Source organism: Kribbella sp. DT2 (assembly GCF_049844575.1).
GTDB lineage: Bacteria > Actinomycetota > Actinomycetes > Propionibacteriales > Kribbellaceae > Kribbella.
Window position 1 is genome coordinate 241,255 of sequence record NZ_JBNCLH010000001.1, and the last position, 13,409, is coordinate 254,663.

The window sequence follows — 13,409 nt, forward strand, 5'->3', positions numbered from 1 at the left end:
CCCACCGGCTCAGGGTCGGCTGTAGACGCCGAACGCGTCGAAGGCGATCCAGGAGCCCTGGTCCTTCACGAGCTCGACGACGTTCTGGCCGGTCCGGAAGAGACCGCGCGGCAGCGGGCGTTCGACGTACGACGGCTTGAGCGGCGAGCCGGGGTACGTCGAGTCCGCGATCGTGGAGCCCTTGGTGGCGCCTTGGGCGAAGGTGAGGCGTTCGACCTCGGTGCCGTTGACCAGCAGCAGCGCCGAGCCCGCGAGCCCGGCGTGGCTGTCGATCAGCCACAGAGCGAGGTCGAGATCCTTGGTCGGCACCACGGCGAGGTCGAAGCGGAACAGGACCCGGTGGTTCTTCGAGCCGGCCCACTTGTCCGACGGCCCCGGGAACAGGTAGCTCCAGTGCTGGGCGGGCACCGACGTGCCGTAGGTGTAGTCGACGTCGTTCGGGAACGTCGCCGGGTAGTCGGCGCTGCGGTTCGGCGACAGGGCGAACTCGGAGCCCTTGCCGTCGTACTGGCCGACGCGAGCGACCGGCAGACCGGAGACCGTCACCGAGGTTTTGTTGGCCACAGCAACAGTTGCCGAAGGCCTCGACTCCTGACCGGCCGCGTCGACCGTGACGACCCGGTACCTGCGGGTGACTCCTTCGAACCCCAGCCCACGGTGCACGAACTGCGGATAGACCGTCTTGCCCACCAGCTCGTACGACGAACCGCCCGTCGCCGCGTACACGGCGTAGTGGTCGACCACCGTCGACCACGGAACCGCTCGCCACGTGAGCGTGACCAGACCGATCTGACCGGAGCCGCGCAGCCCGGTCGGTGCGGGAACCTTCATCACAGGGCCTCCAGTCGCGGCGAGCCGGCGGGGGTGCGGAACCGCGCGACCGTGCGCGCGGCGGCGTTGGCGTCGGCCTCGACGTACGGCACCGCGACGAACTCCGACGTCATCTCGGTCGGCGTCAGCGTCGCGTGCACGTAGCCGCGGCGCGCGTTGTAGAACTTCACGTACGGGTGCTGGAGCCAGTCCTTCGCGTAGTTGTCGGTCTCCGCGCCGTCGCCGTCCGAGGCGATCGACGAGCAGACCAGCTCGACGCCGACCGTCCGCGACGACGGGTCGGCGAAGTCGGCCTTGAGCTCGGAGGCGACCGCGCGGTGGATGTCACCGGTCAGGACGACGGGGTTGCTGGTCTTCTCGAACGCGGAGATCAGCCGACGGCGGTTCGCCGGGTAGCCGTCCCACTGCTCGACCCGGTCGTCGGTGACGGCGGTGACCACGACGCCGTTCGCGACCAGGTTCCAGGTCGCCGGGGAGCGCTTCAGGCCGTCGTACAGCCACTTCTCCTGGGCCGGGCCCATGATCGTGCGGGTCTCGGACAGCCGGTCGGCCTCGTCGACCGGCACCGGGTCGCGGAACTGGCGGGTGTCGAGCAGGTTCAGCCGGGCCAGCCGGCCGACGTCGAAGCGGCGGTAGACCTGGCTGTTCGGCCCCTTCGGCAGGCTGTCCAGCGAGAGCGGGAGGTTCTCGTAGAAGGCGCGGTAGGCGACCGCCCGGCGGTACGGGAACATCTCCGGCGGAATGCCGTAGTACGACGTGTTGGCGCTGTAGTTGTTCTGCACCTCGTGGTCGTCCCAGGTGTGCAGCCACGGCGCGGCGGCGTGCGCGGCCTGCAGGTCGGGATCGGTCTTGAACAGCGCGTACCGCAGCCGGTACTGCTCGAGCGTCTCGATCTCGACCTCGTGCTCCGGCCCGACGGTGACGCCCTGCTTCCAGAGGTTGCCGCCAGCAACGATCCCGTACTCGTAGATGTAGTCGCCCAGGAACACCACCGCGTCCGGCGCCCGCTCGGCCAGATCCTTGTACGCCGGGAAGTACCCGTGGTACCAGGCCTGGCAGGACGCGGTCGCGAACGAGAACCGCGCCGCGGGTCCCGTCGGCAGGGTCTTGCTCCGGCCGACCGGGCTGATCTCGCTGCCGGCGCGGAAACGGTAGAAGTACTCCCGCCCCGGCCGCAGCCCGCGCACCTGCGGGTGGACCGCGTGCCCCAGTTCGGACGACGCGATCGCCGTCCCGGTCCGGACGACCTTGCGGAACCGCTCGTCCTCGGCCACCTCGTAGCGCACCGGTACGTCGTACGGCGGCATCCCGCCGTGCCCGTCGAGCGCCAGCGGCTCGGGCGCGAGCTTGGTCCACAGCACGAACCCGTCGGCGGCCGGGTCGCCGGACGCGACCCCGAGCGCGAAGGCGCCGGACGGTACCGGGCGGCGCGGGGTGGCGTCGGCGCTCGCGGGCGCCGCGACGCCGAGCGCGACGGTGGCGGCGCTCAACCCGCTCAGTTGGAGGAAGGACCGCCGGCCGAGGCCGGCGGGATCAGGCGATGGACGGTCGACCATGAAGGAGGCTCCGTTCTCGAATTTCGTCACATTCTTACGTAAGAACCGTTCAGAATGTAACCCCTTGACATGTATTCAGTGCCTCCAGTCATCACTGCCAGCAGGAACTCCTGTTGGATTTCGATCGGCCCGTGGGGGAACTTGGGGAGCATGGCTACCAACAAGAAGCGCCGGATCGGCAGCGTCGAAGTCAGTGCGATCGGGCTCGGCGGCATGCCGATGTCGATCGAGGGACGGCCCGACGACGAGAACCGGTCGGTCGCGACGATCCACGCGGCCCTCGAGGCCGGGGTCACGCTGATCGACACCGCCGACGCCTACCACCTGACCGCGACCGACGACGGGCACAACGAGACGCTGATCGCGAAAGCGCTGGCGTCGTACGGCGGTGACACCTCGGACGTGCTGGTCGCGACCAAGGGCGGCCACCTCCGTCCGGGCGACGGCTCGTGGACGCTGAACGGCTCCCCGGAGTACCTGAAGCAGGCGGCCGAGGCGTCGCTGAAGCGGCTCGGCGTGGAGGCGATCGGCCTCTACCAGTTCCACCGGCCGGACCCGAAGACGCCGTACGCCGACTCGATCGGCGCGATCCGCGACCTGCTCGACGCCGGGAAGATCCAGCAGGCCGGCATCTCCAACGCGAACCCCGAGCAGATCAAGCAGGCGAACGAGCTCCTCGGCGGCCGGCTCGTCTCGGTGCAGAACCAGTTCTCCCCGGCGTTCCGGTCGAGCGAGCCGGAGTTGGAGCTGTGCGACGAGCTCGGGATCGCGTTCCTGCCCTGGTCGCCGCTCGGCGGCATCTCGAAGGCGTCCGACCTGGGCGAGAAGCACCCCGCCTTCCACACGCTCGCCGGTGAGCTCGGGGTCAGCCCGCAGCAGCTGACGCTGGCCTGGATGCTCGCCAAGTCGCCGCACGTGATCCCGATCCCGGGGTCGAGCCGGCCGGAGACGATCCGCGACTCCTACGCCGCGGTCGACCTGGAGCTCACCCCCGAGCAGGTCGCGACACTCGACGCCGGCTGACCGGCGACGACAGTCGCCTCGCGACGCACACTATTTGAGGGTTCGCTGAGCGGCGTACAGATCCCGTACGGCGGGCCGCCCGCCCAGCAGGAACGTGCCGTTCTCCAGGTCGCCCTGGAAGTCGCGTGGCAACCCGCTCGGGTTCGACGTGAGCCCCTGCAGCCCGACCGTGAGGCTGCGGGGCGCCACGTCGGCCAGCTGGATCGCGTACGGCGAACCGCTGGTGATCCGCACGTTCCAGTGCGCGATCCGGGCACCGAAGAGCGGTCCCGAGGCCGCCGATCCGCCGACGCGACCGTTGTTCACCAGCGTGATGTCGGTCCGCGCGTTCTCGAACGGCATCGCCCGGTGGGTGTCGAACGTGCCCTCGGCCATCCGCCCACGGCGCCAGACGTTCCCCGCCGACAGCCCTTCGAGGTTGAGCCCGTGGTGCAGCGCGCCCTCCGGCAGCGGCACCGTGAACGTCTCGATCTCGAACCCGTCGACCAGGTTGTCGTGCGCCTGCATCCGGCACGCGAAGCTGTGGTGCGCGGACCGGCCGCCGACCACGACGTCGGTCAGCGTGACCGCCTTAGTGGTGGTGAACCCGAAGCCCAGGTCGCAGTTCTCGACCCGGACGTCGTCGGCCCAGCAGTCGTGCACGGCCTGGAAGCACAGCCCGTTCGCACCGGGGTGCCGGTTGTGGATGGTCATCGGCTTCAGCTCGTTGCGAATCGTCAGCGACTCGACACCGACGTCGTGCACGGTCGGCCCGATCTCCCGCAGCCTCGAAGGCCAGCTCGGCCGCAGGTCGTACCGCAACGGCTGCGCCAACCGGACCAGCCGCTCCCCGAGGATCGCCTCGATCCGCACCGGCCACTGCACCGTCGCGTACTGGACGTACTGCCCACCCGAGCCGGTCGTCAGCTGCGGAGCCTTCACCGGCCAGTCGTAGTCCGTCGTACCGGGGATGTCGCCGGCCAGGTGCCTGAGCACGCCGGCATCGGCCGGGTTGTCGGTCTCCAGTACGACGAGGTCGCCGGCCCGCAGCCCGGACGTGTCGGAGACGAGCAGCGTGCGCTGGCCGCGGGACGCGGCGCCGACCTCGGCGAGCGTGTCGCCGAGCAGCCAGCCCTCGGAGGCGGCGAAGTCCTCGGCCTCCGAATTCGCCTTGCGCTCGGGCGCGATCACCCAGATCTGCCCACCGGTCCAGGACCAGCGGCTCTGCAGACTCGGCTGGACGTTCGGCCGGTAGCTCTCCTCGAGCGGCCGGGTGAAGTGCAGGATCGTGCGGTCCCGGCCGGAGCCCTTGAGCACGACGTTCGACCAGTGGATCCAGATCGGCGAGTCGAGGCGGTAGAGGCCCGGCGGTACGACGACGGTGCCGCCGCCGTGCGTACCGGCGTACTGGACGGCGGCGTTGAAGGCGGGAGCGGCGTCGGCGGTGCTGCCGGGCCGCGCGCCGAAGTCGGTGACGCGGGCGATCGTGCGCGGAGCCCGCGGGCGATCGCCGCCGCGGTAGCCGGCGTGCGAGATGTCGGGGATCAGCGGGTGCGCGCCGGGCGCTTCGGTCCACTCGGCGAGCAGCTCGGTCGAGGCGTCGCGGGGTCCTTGCGGGCCTGCCTGGGCCGGGGTGCTGGTGAGCAGACCGGCCGCGGGGATCGCGGCGGCGCTGCCGAGCAGGAGACGACGGGAAAGCGTCATGGACGAGCTCCTCGGGGCGGTGAGGTTTCGCAGGGCGGGACCTAGTTTCACTAGGCGGACCGCCGCTGACAAGACCCCAGCGCCCTGAAGCGGTTACGGAACCAGCAGCTCCGGGAACTCGTCGGTCCGTCGGGCGCCGGCCGGGGAATGTGCGTCCGCGGGCTGGCGTTCTGCACGGATAGATAGTTTAATAATGAACTAACAATCCACGAGGAGGGCAGATGCAGTTCGGCATCTTCAGCGTCAGCGACGTGACGCAGGATCCGACCACCGGGCAGACAGTGTCCGAGGCCGAGCGGATCAAGGCGATGGTGGCGATCGCGCTGAAGGCTGAGGAGGTCGGCCTGGACGTGTTCGCCAGCGGCGAGCACCACAACCCGCCGTTCGTCGCGTCGTCGCCGACGACCATGCTCGGGTACATCGCGGCGCGGACCTCGAAGCTGATCCTGTCCACCTCGACCACGCTGATCACCACCAACGACCCGGTGAAGATCGCCGAGGACTACGCGATGCTGCAGCACCTGGCCGACGGCCGGGTCGACCTGATGATGGGCCGCGGCAACACCGGCCCGGTCTACCCGTGGTTCGGGCAGGACATCCGCAACGGCATCCAGCTCGCCGTCGAGAACTACGCCCTGCTGCGCCGCCTGTGGCGCGAGGACGTCGTCGACTGGGAGGGCAACTTCCGGACGCCGCTGCAGGGCTTCACCGCGACGCCGCGGCCGCTGGACGGCGTACCGCCGTTCGTCTGGCACGGCTCGATCCGCTCGCCGGAGATCGCGGAGCAGGCGGCGTACTACGGCGACGGCTTCTTCCACAACAACATCTTCTGGCCGGCCTCGCACACCGCGCAGATGATCGACCTGTACCGCCGCCGCTTCGAGCACTACGGGCACGGCGCCGCGGACCAGGCGATCGTCGGCCTCGGCGGCCAGGTCTTCATGCGCAAGAACTCGCAGGACGCGGTCCGGGAGTTCCGTCCGTACTTCGACAACGCGCCCGTCTACGGGCACGGCCCGTCGCTGGAGGACTTCACCCGGGAGACGCCGCTGACCGTGGGCAGCCCGCAGGAAGTGATCGACCGGACGCTGACCTTCCGCGAGCAGTTCGGCGACTACCAGCGCCAGCTGTTCCTGATGGACCACGCCGGGCTGCCGCTGAAGACCGTGCTGGAGCAGCTGGACCTCCTCGGCGAAGAGGTCGTCCCGGTGCTGCGCAAGGAGTTCGCGGCGCTGAAGCCGGCGCACGTGCCGGATGCGCCGACGCACGAGTCGCTGAAGACGGCGGCCGAACGGGCGCACTCGCTGGAGACCCTGGCCGAGCCCGCAAACAATTCTGAGCACCACCAAGGTTTTGGGGCCGCCCGGTCTGGACTGAGGAGAGAGGGAGCGCAGCGACCGACCGACGAGGGAAGACCGGGCGAAAAAGCCCCAAAACCCGCGGCGACGAAGTCGACGCCAAAAACACAGCCCGTCGCGGAGGAGGTCGAGCGATGAAGGAGCTGCCTCGCCCCGAAGGCGAGCGGACGATCGCGGTGGTGACGGCGGGACTGACCAGCCCGTCGTCCACCCGATTGCTGGCCGACCAGCTCGCGGCGGCCGTCCGAGACACGCTCGACGGCCGCGGGGTCCCGCGCCGGGTGGTCGTCTTCGAGCTGCGCGACCTCGCGCACGAGCTGACGAACAACCTGCTCACCGGCTTCCCGTCGGAGTCGCTGCGCGAGGTGCTGGAGACGGTCGTGAAGGCCGACGCGCTGATCGCGGTCACGCCGACGTTCAGTGCGTCGTACAGCGGGCTGTTCAAGCTGTTCTTCGACGTGCTGGACGACAAGGCGCTGGTCGGCAAGCCGGTGCTGATCGGCGCGACGGGTGGGACCGAGCGGCACTCGCTGGTGCTGGAGTTCGCGCTGCGGCCGCTGTTCGCCTACCTGCAGGCGGTCGTCGTACCGACCGGTGTGTACGCCGCGTCGTCGGACTGGGGTCCGCACGCGACCGCGCTGCGCGCCCGGGTCGAGCGGGCGGCGACCGAGCTGGTCGACGTGCTCACCCACCAGCCCGCGAAGGGCGCGGTCGACCCGTTCGCGAACCCGACGCCGTTCGAGGACCTGCTCAACAACAGCTGAAATGTCGAGAGTCGGCGATCGGCCTCGATGTAGCGTCGGAGGGCCGATCGGCGGCCTCTCAGACGTTGGGATCCTGCGCATGAAGTACGTCCTGCTGATTCACTCCAACCCGCAGCCGTGGGGCCACCCGACCGGCGACACCGTGGCCGAGCACCAGGCGCTCCCGAAGGCGGAGCGCGACCAGCTGAACTCGGACTTCGAGAAGCTGCTCGCCGAGCTCCAGGCCAACGGCGAGCTGCTCGGCGGGGAGGCCCTCGGCGACCCGGCCAAGTCCCGCCTCTACCGCTACTCGGGCCGCCCGGTCGTCACGGACGGCCCGTACTCGGAGTCGAAGGAGCACCTGGCCGGGTTCTTCCTGATCGACGTCGACACCCCCGAGCGTGCCGACGAGGTCGCCCAGGTCTTCGCCGGTCCCGGCGAGACGATCGAGCTGCGCCCGATCCACGTGTTCTGAGGCCTGCGTGCCGAGCCAGTACGGCGTACTGGCTCGGCACGGTGTCAGCCGGCCGCGAGGCGGGTGTGCTGCTCGCCGAGACCGTCGGCCCACACGCGGAGGAGGTCGCCCTCGCGCAGGTAGCGGGGCGGTTTCTGACCGGCACCGACGCCGGCCGGCGTACCGGTGCTGATCACGTCGCCCGGGTAGAGGGTCATGAACTGCGAGATGTAGTGCACCAGGTGCGCGACGCCGAAGATCATGGTGGCCGTCGTACCGTCCTGGAGGACGTCGCCGTTGACGTCCAGACCGAGCCGGATCGCCTGCGGGTCGGGCACCTCGTCGGCGGTCTGGATCCAAGGACCGAGCGGGCAGAAGGTCGCCGCGTTCTTGCCCTTGTCCCACTGGCCTCCGCGCTCCAGCTGGAAGTGCCGCTCCGAGACGTCGTTGACCAGCACGTAGCCCGCGACGACTTCGAGCGCTTCGGCCTCGCTCGACAGGTACGCGGCCTGGGCGCCGATCACCACGCCCAGCTCGACCTCCCAGTCGGTCTTCTCGCTGCCGCGCGGGATCACCACGTCGTCGCGCGCACCGACCACCGTGTCCGGCGTCTTCAGAAACAGGATCGGCTCCGCCGGCGCCTCCTGACCGCCCTCGGCCGCGTGATCGGCGTAGTTCAGCCCGACGCAGACGATCTTGCCGGGCCGCAGCGGCGCAGCCAGGCGAACGTCCTCGTACGCCGTCGCCTGCGCCTCCGGGTCGGCCAGTGCGGCCTCGGCCCGCTCCCGCAACCGGGCGGGGTCGAAGGCCCCGGCCTCACCGGCCAGAGTCACCACCCGGCCGTCGCCGGTGAGGACGGCGTCCCGCAGACCGTCGTCGCCGTGGACACGGAGCAGTTTCATTGGTTCGCCCACCCTTGCTGCTTCGCCCAGTTGAGGTAGGCGATCCCCAGGGCGTGCGATCCCTGGACGGGGACGAGCTGCACGGCGTCGTACACCCGCAGGCTCTGCTCGTGGACGATCGAGTCCTGCTCGGCGTACGGCATCCAGCGGGCGCACTGGACCGCGTTGCCGGGGATGGCGTCCGCGGTGCCGTTGACGCGGTACCAGACCTCGGTGGCGGACCGGACCACGTTCTGCCGGAACGTCGCGGCGAACCGCTCGATGTCCTGGGCCAGGGTGTTGTCGATGCCGGCCTCGTACGCGGCGTGCACGAACTCCGTGCTGATCGCCGCGTGGCTGATGTCCTCGACCTGCCGGTTCGCCGAGTAGAACGGCGTGTACTCCGAGAGGTTCTGCTCCCGGGTGTAGCCGGCGTACAGCTCGCCGTACACCGGCCAGTACGGCCAGACGTAGGCGCCGTCGGCCTCGAGGGTGAGCCCGGCGCGGTACGACGTGAGCAGCTCGTTCACCCGCGTGCGGTAGCGCTGCTCGCCGGTCGCCCGGAACAGCTCGACCATGACCAGCCCCAGGCCCTGGCTCTGGTTGTACGGCTGGATCAGGCCGTCGAAGGGAATCGGGGCGCCCTTCGGCCACACGTAGTCGCCGCCTCCGCCCGGCCGCGTCGCGTACTCGCAGTCGTGGAAGGCGACCGCGTCCTTGGCCGCACCGAGCAGGTCGAGCGCCTTGCGGCGGCGGGAACCGCGGTTCAGGGACCGCGTCGTCAGCACCATCCGTGCGTACCTGGCCAGCGGGTAGGCGACCATGCCGGTGTGCACCGCGAACACGTAGAACTGCGGGGTGAAGGCGATCGTGGCCGCGCGCGGAGCGGTCCGGCGGCGCGGCGACGTCCTGAGGTCGACGGCCGTCCAGCGGAACGCCGGCCCGTACGCCGCGTTCACGGCGGGCACGACGTAGGTGGCCGAGCCGGGATCCAGCGAAACGCCGCGCAGGGTGACGACCGTGGTGGTCGCGGGGTTGCGCAGGATCAGGTCGAAGGTGTCGCCGGAGACGTTGAGCACCTCGGCGGTCGACTCCGCGCTCCGCGTTCCGGCCCAGCGCAGCTGCACGGCGGGCTTGCCCGCGCCGTCCGGGAGCACGGCGTGACCGGCGGTGTAGTTGAAGGCCGTCCGCCAGACCTTGCCCGAGCGGCCGCGGTAGTCCTTGACGCCGCGGGCGTGGTCCGTCGTCGCGAGGACGTGGGCCGCGCGCTCCTCGAAGGTGCGCAGGTACTGCTCGTCCTGGTAGGCCTCGTACATCCGGAGCAGTCCGAGCATGAAGTAGGACTCACCCCATGCGTACAGACCGGCCTCGTTGCTCATCGGGTTGCCGGCCAGGTACGCCGACTGCGCCGCGGCGAACGCCGCCGGCGACTCGTAGTCGAGCGCGGCCGTGAAGGGCTGACCGGCCGCGGAGGCCAAGCCTGTAGCGGAAGCCGGGCCTGTCGCGGAGGCCGGTAGGCCGGTCGCGGCGACCACGCCGGCGGCGGTGGTGCCTAGGAGGAGGGTGCGCCTGCTGATCGGTGAAGTCATTACGGTGCCTCACTGGGAGAAGGGGCCGGACGGGGTGAAGGACAGGGCTCAGCCTTTGACGGCGCCGCCCATGCTGTTGAGGATGCGTTTCTGCAGCAGCAGGAAGATCACGACGATGGGCAGCAGCGAGATCACCGTTCCGGCGGCCAGGCCGCGGACGTCGGTGCCGCTGACACCGGTGAGGTAGGCGATGCCGAGCGCGACCGGGAACTTGGACTGGCTGGTCAGCGTGATCATCGGCCAGATGAAGCTGTTCCAGACCGAGACGAAGCCCAGGATCGCGAGCACCGCCAGGGTCGGCGCGACGATCGGCACCGCGATCCGCCAGAAGATCGCGAACTCGTTCGCGCCGTCCACCCGGGCCGCCTCGACCACCTCGTCGGGAATCTGCGAGAAGGCCTGGCGGAGCAGGAAGATGCCGAGCGAGGACAGGATCGCGGGCAGGATCACCGAGGCGAAGGTGTCGGTCAGTCCCAGCTGGCCCATCACCAGGAAGCGCGGGATCAGCATCAGCTCACCCGGCAGGAACATGATCGACAGGAACAGCATGAAGAACAGCGACCGGCCCCGGAACGCGATCCTGGCCAGCGGGTAGGCGGTCAGCGCGGAGACGATCAGGTAGATCGGCACGGTGATGCCGACGTAGATCAGCGAGTTCACCAGGAACCGGGCGAACGGGACGGTGGTCCAGGCTTCCTTGAACCAGTCGAGTACCGGCGGGCGGGGGATCAGGTCCGGCGGGAAGCCGAAGACGTCCTGGGCGGCCGACTTGGTGGCCGAGCTCAGCAGGATCAGGAACGGCCCGACGAACAGCGCCGCGACCGCGACCAGCAGCACGTACAGGCCGATCTTGCGTACCGTACGACGCGTCGCCATCAGCGGTCCCTCCGGCGGGTCACCACGAGGTTGGCCGCCGCGATCACGATCATGATGGCCCACAGCACCAGACCGACCGCGCTGGCGTAGCCCATGTCGTAGTCCTGGAAGGCTTTCGACCAGATGTAGTAGCCGAGGGTCAGGGTCGAGTCGAGCGGGCCGCCGCGGGTCAGCACGTAGACGGACTCGAAGGCCTTCATCGCCTCCAGCATGCTCAGGATCAGCGTGACCGCGAACGTGGGCAGCAGCGCCGGGACGATGACGTGCCGCAGCCGCTGGCGCGCGTTCGCACCGTCGATCCGGGCGGCCTCGACCTGGTCGGTGGGTACGGCCTGCAGACCGGCCAGGTAGATCATCATGAACAGGCCCATGTTCTTCCAGCCTTCGAGCAGGACCACGGTGGGCAGCGCCCAGGCGCGGTCGAGCAGGAAGTCGATCGGTCCGAGGCCGGCCAGTCCGAGCAGCCAGTTGACGACGCCCTCGCGGTCGAAGACGTAGCGCCAGGCAACGGCCACCGCGACCATCGACGTGATCACCGGCAGGTAGTACAGCATCCGGAACGCCTGGATCCCGCGTAGCTTGACGTTCACCAGCATCGCCAGGAACAGCGGGGCGACGACGGTGAGCGGCAGGAACATCACCAGGAACAGCAGCGAGTTGCGCAGCGCCAGGAAGAAGCGCGGGTCGTGGGCCATCGTCGCGAAGTTGTCCAGGCCGGTCCAGCGGACCGGGCTGACGATGTCGTAGTCGGAGAACGCCAGCTGGATCGCGATCACCGCGGGCCAGGCGAACATCGCGGCGTACATCAGCAGGCCGGGCAGCATGAACAGGTACGGCGTGTACCAGTGCTGGCCGACGACCCGGCCACTGAGACCCGGCATAGCGCGTCCCCTCATGTCTGAAACCTGGCTTCTGGATTCGTGATTTTCACGACCGTAGCTCACAACGACAGGACTCGCCAGCGGTAACTCCCCCAAATTTTCCTGGGAAGATCGCAGCCGAATGGTTGACGAACGGGCGACAGCTCCCGAACACTGTGATGTCTAGAAGTAGTGTTTAGGACATTCATCCAACTGGGAGAACGCCATGGCGCGATCTGTTCGACCCTCGGTGCGGGCCCGCTTCGTCACCGCCGTGGCGCTGGCCGTTGCCCTGCCGCTCACGCTGGCGGCCTGCGTCTCCGGCAACCCGGCGAGCCAGGACGCCCCGGAGCAGTCCGGCGACGCCTACTCGGGCGAGGTCGAGTGGTGGACGATCAACCTGCAGAAGAACTACGGGCCGGACATCCAGAAGATGATCGACGCGTACCAGTCGGAGCACCCGGACGTGAGCATCAAGTGGGTCGACGTCCCGGGCCAGGACATCACCACCAAGCTGCTGGCCTCGATCGCGAGCGGCAACGTGCCGGACGCGGTCAACTACACCTCGGCCACCACCGGGTTGTTCGCCGGTCAGATGGCCGACCTGAACAAGTTCTTCAGCGCCGACGAGCTGGCGGCGTACGCGCCCGGTCTGGCCTCACCTCTGGTCACCAAGGACGGCCGGCGGATCGCCGTCCCCTGGTACAACGGCGGGACGTCCCTGGGCTTCTACAACAACGACCTGCTGAAGTCCGCGGGGTTCAGCGCGGCCAAGCCCCCCAAGACGTACGACGACGCGCTCGCCCTGGCCAAGACCTACCACCAGTCCTCCGGCAAGGCCGCCACGAACTTCATGGCCTACAGCAATGTTGTGCAGGGCAACGACATCGCGCTGCTCTCGGAGGACCGGACGAAGGCGGCCTTCAACACGCCGGAGACGGTCGCGCTGCTGGAGAAGTTCAAGACCTCCTTCGACTCGGGCGCGATCGCTCCCGGCAGCCTCGGCGCCAACCAGCGCGAGCTGCCGCAGTCGCTGGAGAACCGGCAGATCGCGTTCAACCCGCTCGCGGTCTCCAGCACCCTGCTGAACGTCGAGAAGAACTCCCCCGCGGTCTACAAGTCGATCGCGGTCGCGCCGCCGGTGAACGGCAAGTCCGGCAAGTTCTACCTGCCCGGCCAGCAGATCTTCGGCATCCCGGCGAAGTCGGGCAACCAGGCCGCCGCGGCCGCGTGGATCAAGTACGTGACGTCGTCGGAGCAGCAGCTGGCGCTCTGCAAGCTGGTCCCGATCTACCCGTCCACGCTGAAGACGCTCGAGGATCCGTTCTTCACCGACATCACCGGCAACACCCCGGCCGACCAGGCCCGCAAGATCCTGCGGGACACCTTCCGCAACAGCGTCGACGCGTCGCTCGGCTCGGGCAACGACGAGCAGCTGCGCGAACTGTTCGACCAGCAGGTCCGGGCCTTCATGTCCGGGACGAAGTCCGCCAAGCAAGCGCTGGACGCCGCCGAAACGGCGTGGAACAGCGCCCTCGCGAAGGGCAAGTGAGCA

Annotated in this window: 12 protein-coding genes; 5 read left to right on the forward strand and 7 right to left on the reverse strand. The window is 69.2% G+C overall.

The annotated features are described in order from the left end of the window. Window positions 1–9: 9 nt before the first annotated feature. Both ACLQ2O_RS01100 and ACLQ2O_RS01105 read right to left on the reverse strand, forming a co-directional pair. Entirely contained in the window at window positions 10–831 is an 822-nt protein-coding gene (locus ACLQ2O_RS01100; protein WP_425826161.1) for a polysaccharide lyase family protein, read from the reverse strand. After that, window positions 831–2,387, reverse strand: coding sequence for an alkaline phosphatase D family protein (locus ACLQ2O_RS01105; RefSeq protein WP_425826163.1), 1,557 nt, complete (start codon window positions 2,385–2,387; stop codon window positions 831–833). The genes ACLQ2O_RS01100 and ACLQ2O_RS01105 overlap by 1 nt, the downstream gene beginning before the upstream one ends. A 150-nt stretch (window positions 2,388–2,537) precedes the next feature. Between ACLQ2O_RS01105 and ACLQ2O_RS01110 the strand changes: the two genes are divergently transcribed. Next, entirely contained in the window at window positions 2,538–3,410 is an 873-nt protein-coding gene (locus ACLQ2O_RS01110) for an aldo/keto reductase (RefSeq protein ID WP_425826165.1), read from the forward strand. Window positions 3,411–3,440: 30 nt separating this feature from the next. Here ACLQ2O_RS01110 and ACLQ2O_RS01115 read toward each other — a convergent pair whose 3' ends face one another. Beyond that, the gene (locus ACLQ2O_RS01115; RefSeq protein ID WP_425826167.1) at window positions 3,441–5,093 is read right to left on the reverse strand and encodes a glycosyl hydrolase family 28-related protein; all 1,653 of its coding nucleotides are present in this window, start codon (window positions 5,091–5,093) and stop codon (window positions 3,441–3,443) included. Window positions 5,094–5,314: 221 nt separating this feature from the next. On the opposite strand from ACLQ2O_RS01115, the gene ACLQ2O_RS01120 reads away from it, so the two are divergent. The 3 genes from ACLQ2O_RS01120 to ACLQ2O_RS01130 all read left to right on the forward strand — a co-directional run bounded on the left by ACLQ2O_RS01120 (window position 5,315) and on the right by ACLQ2O_RS01130 (window position 7,669). Continuing rightward, window positions 5,315–6,589, forward strand: coding sequence for an LLM class flavin-dependent oxidoreductase (locus ACLQ2O_RS01120; RefSeq protein ID WP_425826169.1), 1,275 nt, complete (start codon window positions 5,315–5,317; stop codon window positions 6,587–6,589). Then, complete coding sequence (locus tag ACLQ2O_RS01125; RefSeq protein WP_425826171.1) at window positions 6,586–7,215, forward strand: FMN reductase; 630 nt, start codon at window positions 6,586–6,588, stop codon at window positions 7,213–7,215. The genes ACLQ2O_RS01120 and ACLQ2O_RS01125 overlap by 4 nt, the downstream gene beginning before the upstream one ends. A 79-nt stretch (window positions 7,216–7,294) precedes the next feature. Further along, on the forward strand, window positions 7,295–7,669 hold the full coding sequence (locus ACLQ2O_RS01130; protein WP_425826173.1) for a YciI family protein: 375 nt from the start codon (window positions 7,295–7,297) through the stop codon (window positions 7,667–7,669). A 44-nt stretch (window positions 7,670–7,713) separates the two neighbouring features. On the opposite strand, the gene ACLQ2O_RS01135 is transcribed toward ACLQ2O_RS01130, so the two are convergent. From ACLQ2O_RS01135 to ACLQ2O_RS01150, 4 genes are read right to left on the reverse strand one after another with little or no spacing between them, the layout of a single operon-like run. Beyond that, window positions 7,714–8,550, reverse strand: a complete 837-nt coding sequence (locus tag ACLQ2O_RS01135) for a fumarylacetoacetate hydrolase family protein (protein WP_425826175.1) — start codon at window positions 8,548–8,550, stop codon at window positions 7,714–7,716. After that, entirely contained in the window at window positions 8,547–10,118 is a 1,572-nt protein-coding gene (locus tag ACLQ2O_RS01140) for a hypothetical protein (RefSeq protein ID WP_425826177.1), read from the reverse strand. The genes ACLQ2O_RS01135 and ACLQ2O_RS01140 overlap by 4 nt, the downstream gene beginning before the upstream one ends. A 48-nt stretch (window positions 10,119–10,166) precedes the next feature. Then, window positions 10,167–10,994, reverse strand: a complete 828-nt coding sequence (locus ACLQ2O_RS01145; RefSeq protein ID WP_425826179.1) for a carbohydrate ABC transporter permease — start codon at window positions 10,992–10,994, stop codon at window positions 10,167–10,169. Further along, complete coding sequence (locus ACLQ2O_RS01150) at window positions 10,994–11,875, reverse strand: carbohydrate ABC transporter permease (protein ID WP_425826181.1); 882 nt, start codon at window positions 11,873–11,875, stop codon at window positions 10,994–10,996. Before ACLQ2O_RS01150 ends, ACLQ2O_RS01145 begins: the two co-directional genes overlap by 1 nt. 205 nt (window positions 11,876–12,080) lie before the next feature. On the opposite strand from ACLQ2O_RS01150, the gene ACLQ2O_RS01155 reads away from it, so the two are divergent. Beyond that, a complete protein-coding gene (locus tag ACLQ2O_RS01155; RefSeq protein ID WP_425826183.1) occupies window positions 12,081–13,406 on the forward strand; it encodes an ABC transporter substrate-binding protein in 1,326 nt (441 codons plus the stop codon). The last annotated feature ends 3 nt before the right edge of the window (window positions 13,407–13,409 follow it).

Coding starts and splice junctions, on each gene's coding strand:
- ACLQ2O_RS01100 (WP_425826161.1), bottom strand. CDS start 831: ATGAAGGTTCCCGCACCGACCGGGCTGCGCGGCTCCGGTCAGATCGGT.
- ACLQ2O_RS01105 (WP_425826163.1), bottom strand. CDS start 2,387: ATGGTCGACCGTCCATCGCCTGATCCCGCCGGCCTCGGCCGGCGGTCC.
- ACLQ2O_RS01110 (WP_425826165.1), top strand. CDS start 2,538: ATGGCTACCAACAAGAAGCGCCGGATCGGCAGCGTCGAAGTCAGTGCG.
- ACLQ2O_RS01115 (WP_425826167.1), bottom strand. CDS start 5,093: ATGACGCTTTCCCGTCGTCTCCTGCTCGGCAGCGCCGCCGCGATCCCC.
- ACLQ2O_RS01120 (WP_425826169.1), top strand. CDS start 5,315: ATGCAGTTCGGCATCTTCAGCGTCAGCGACGTGACGCAGGATCCGACC.
- ACLQ2O_RS01125 (WP_425826171.1), top strand. CDS start 6,586: ATGAAGGAGCTGCCTCGCCCCGAAGGCGAGCGGACGATCGCGGTGGTG.
- ACLQ2O_RS01130 (WP_425826173.1), top strand. CDS start 7,295: ATGAAGTACGTCCTGCTGATTCACTCCAACCCGCAGCCGTGGGGCCAC.
- ACLQ2O_RS01135 (WP_425826175.1), bottom strand. CDS start 8,550: ATGAAACTGCTCCGTGTCCACGGCGACGACGGTCTGCGGGACGCCGTC.
- ACLQ2O_RS01140 (WP_425826177.1), bottom strand. CDS start 10,118: ATGACTTCACCGATCAGCAGGCGCACCCTCCTCCTAGGCACCACCGCC.
- ACLQ2O_RS01145 (WP_425826179.1), bottom strand. CDS start 10,994: ATGGCGACGCGTCGTACGGTACGCAAGATCGGCCTGTACGTGCTGCTG.
- ACLQ2O_RS01150 (WP_425826181.1), bottom strand. CDS start 11,875: ATGCCGGGTCTCAGTGGCCGGGTCGTCGGCCAGCACTGGTACACGCCG.
- ACLQ2O_RS01155 (WP_425826183.1), top strand. CDS start 12,081: ATGGCGCGATCTGTTCGACCCTCGGTGCGGGCCCGCTTCGTCACCGCC.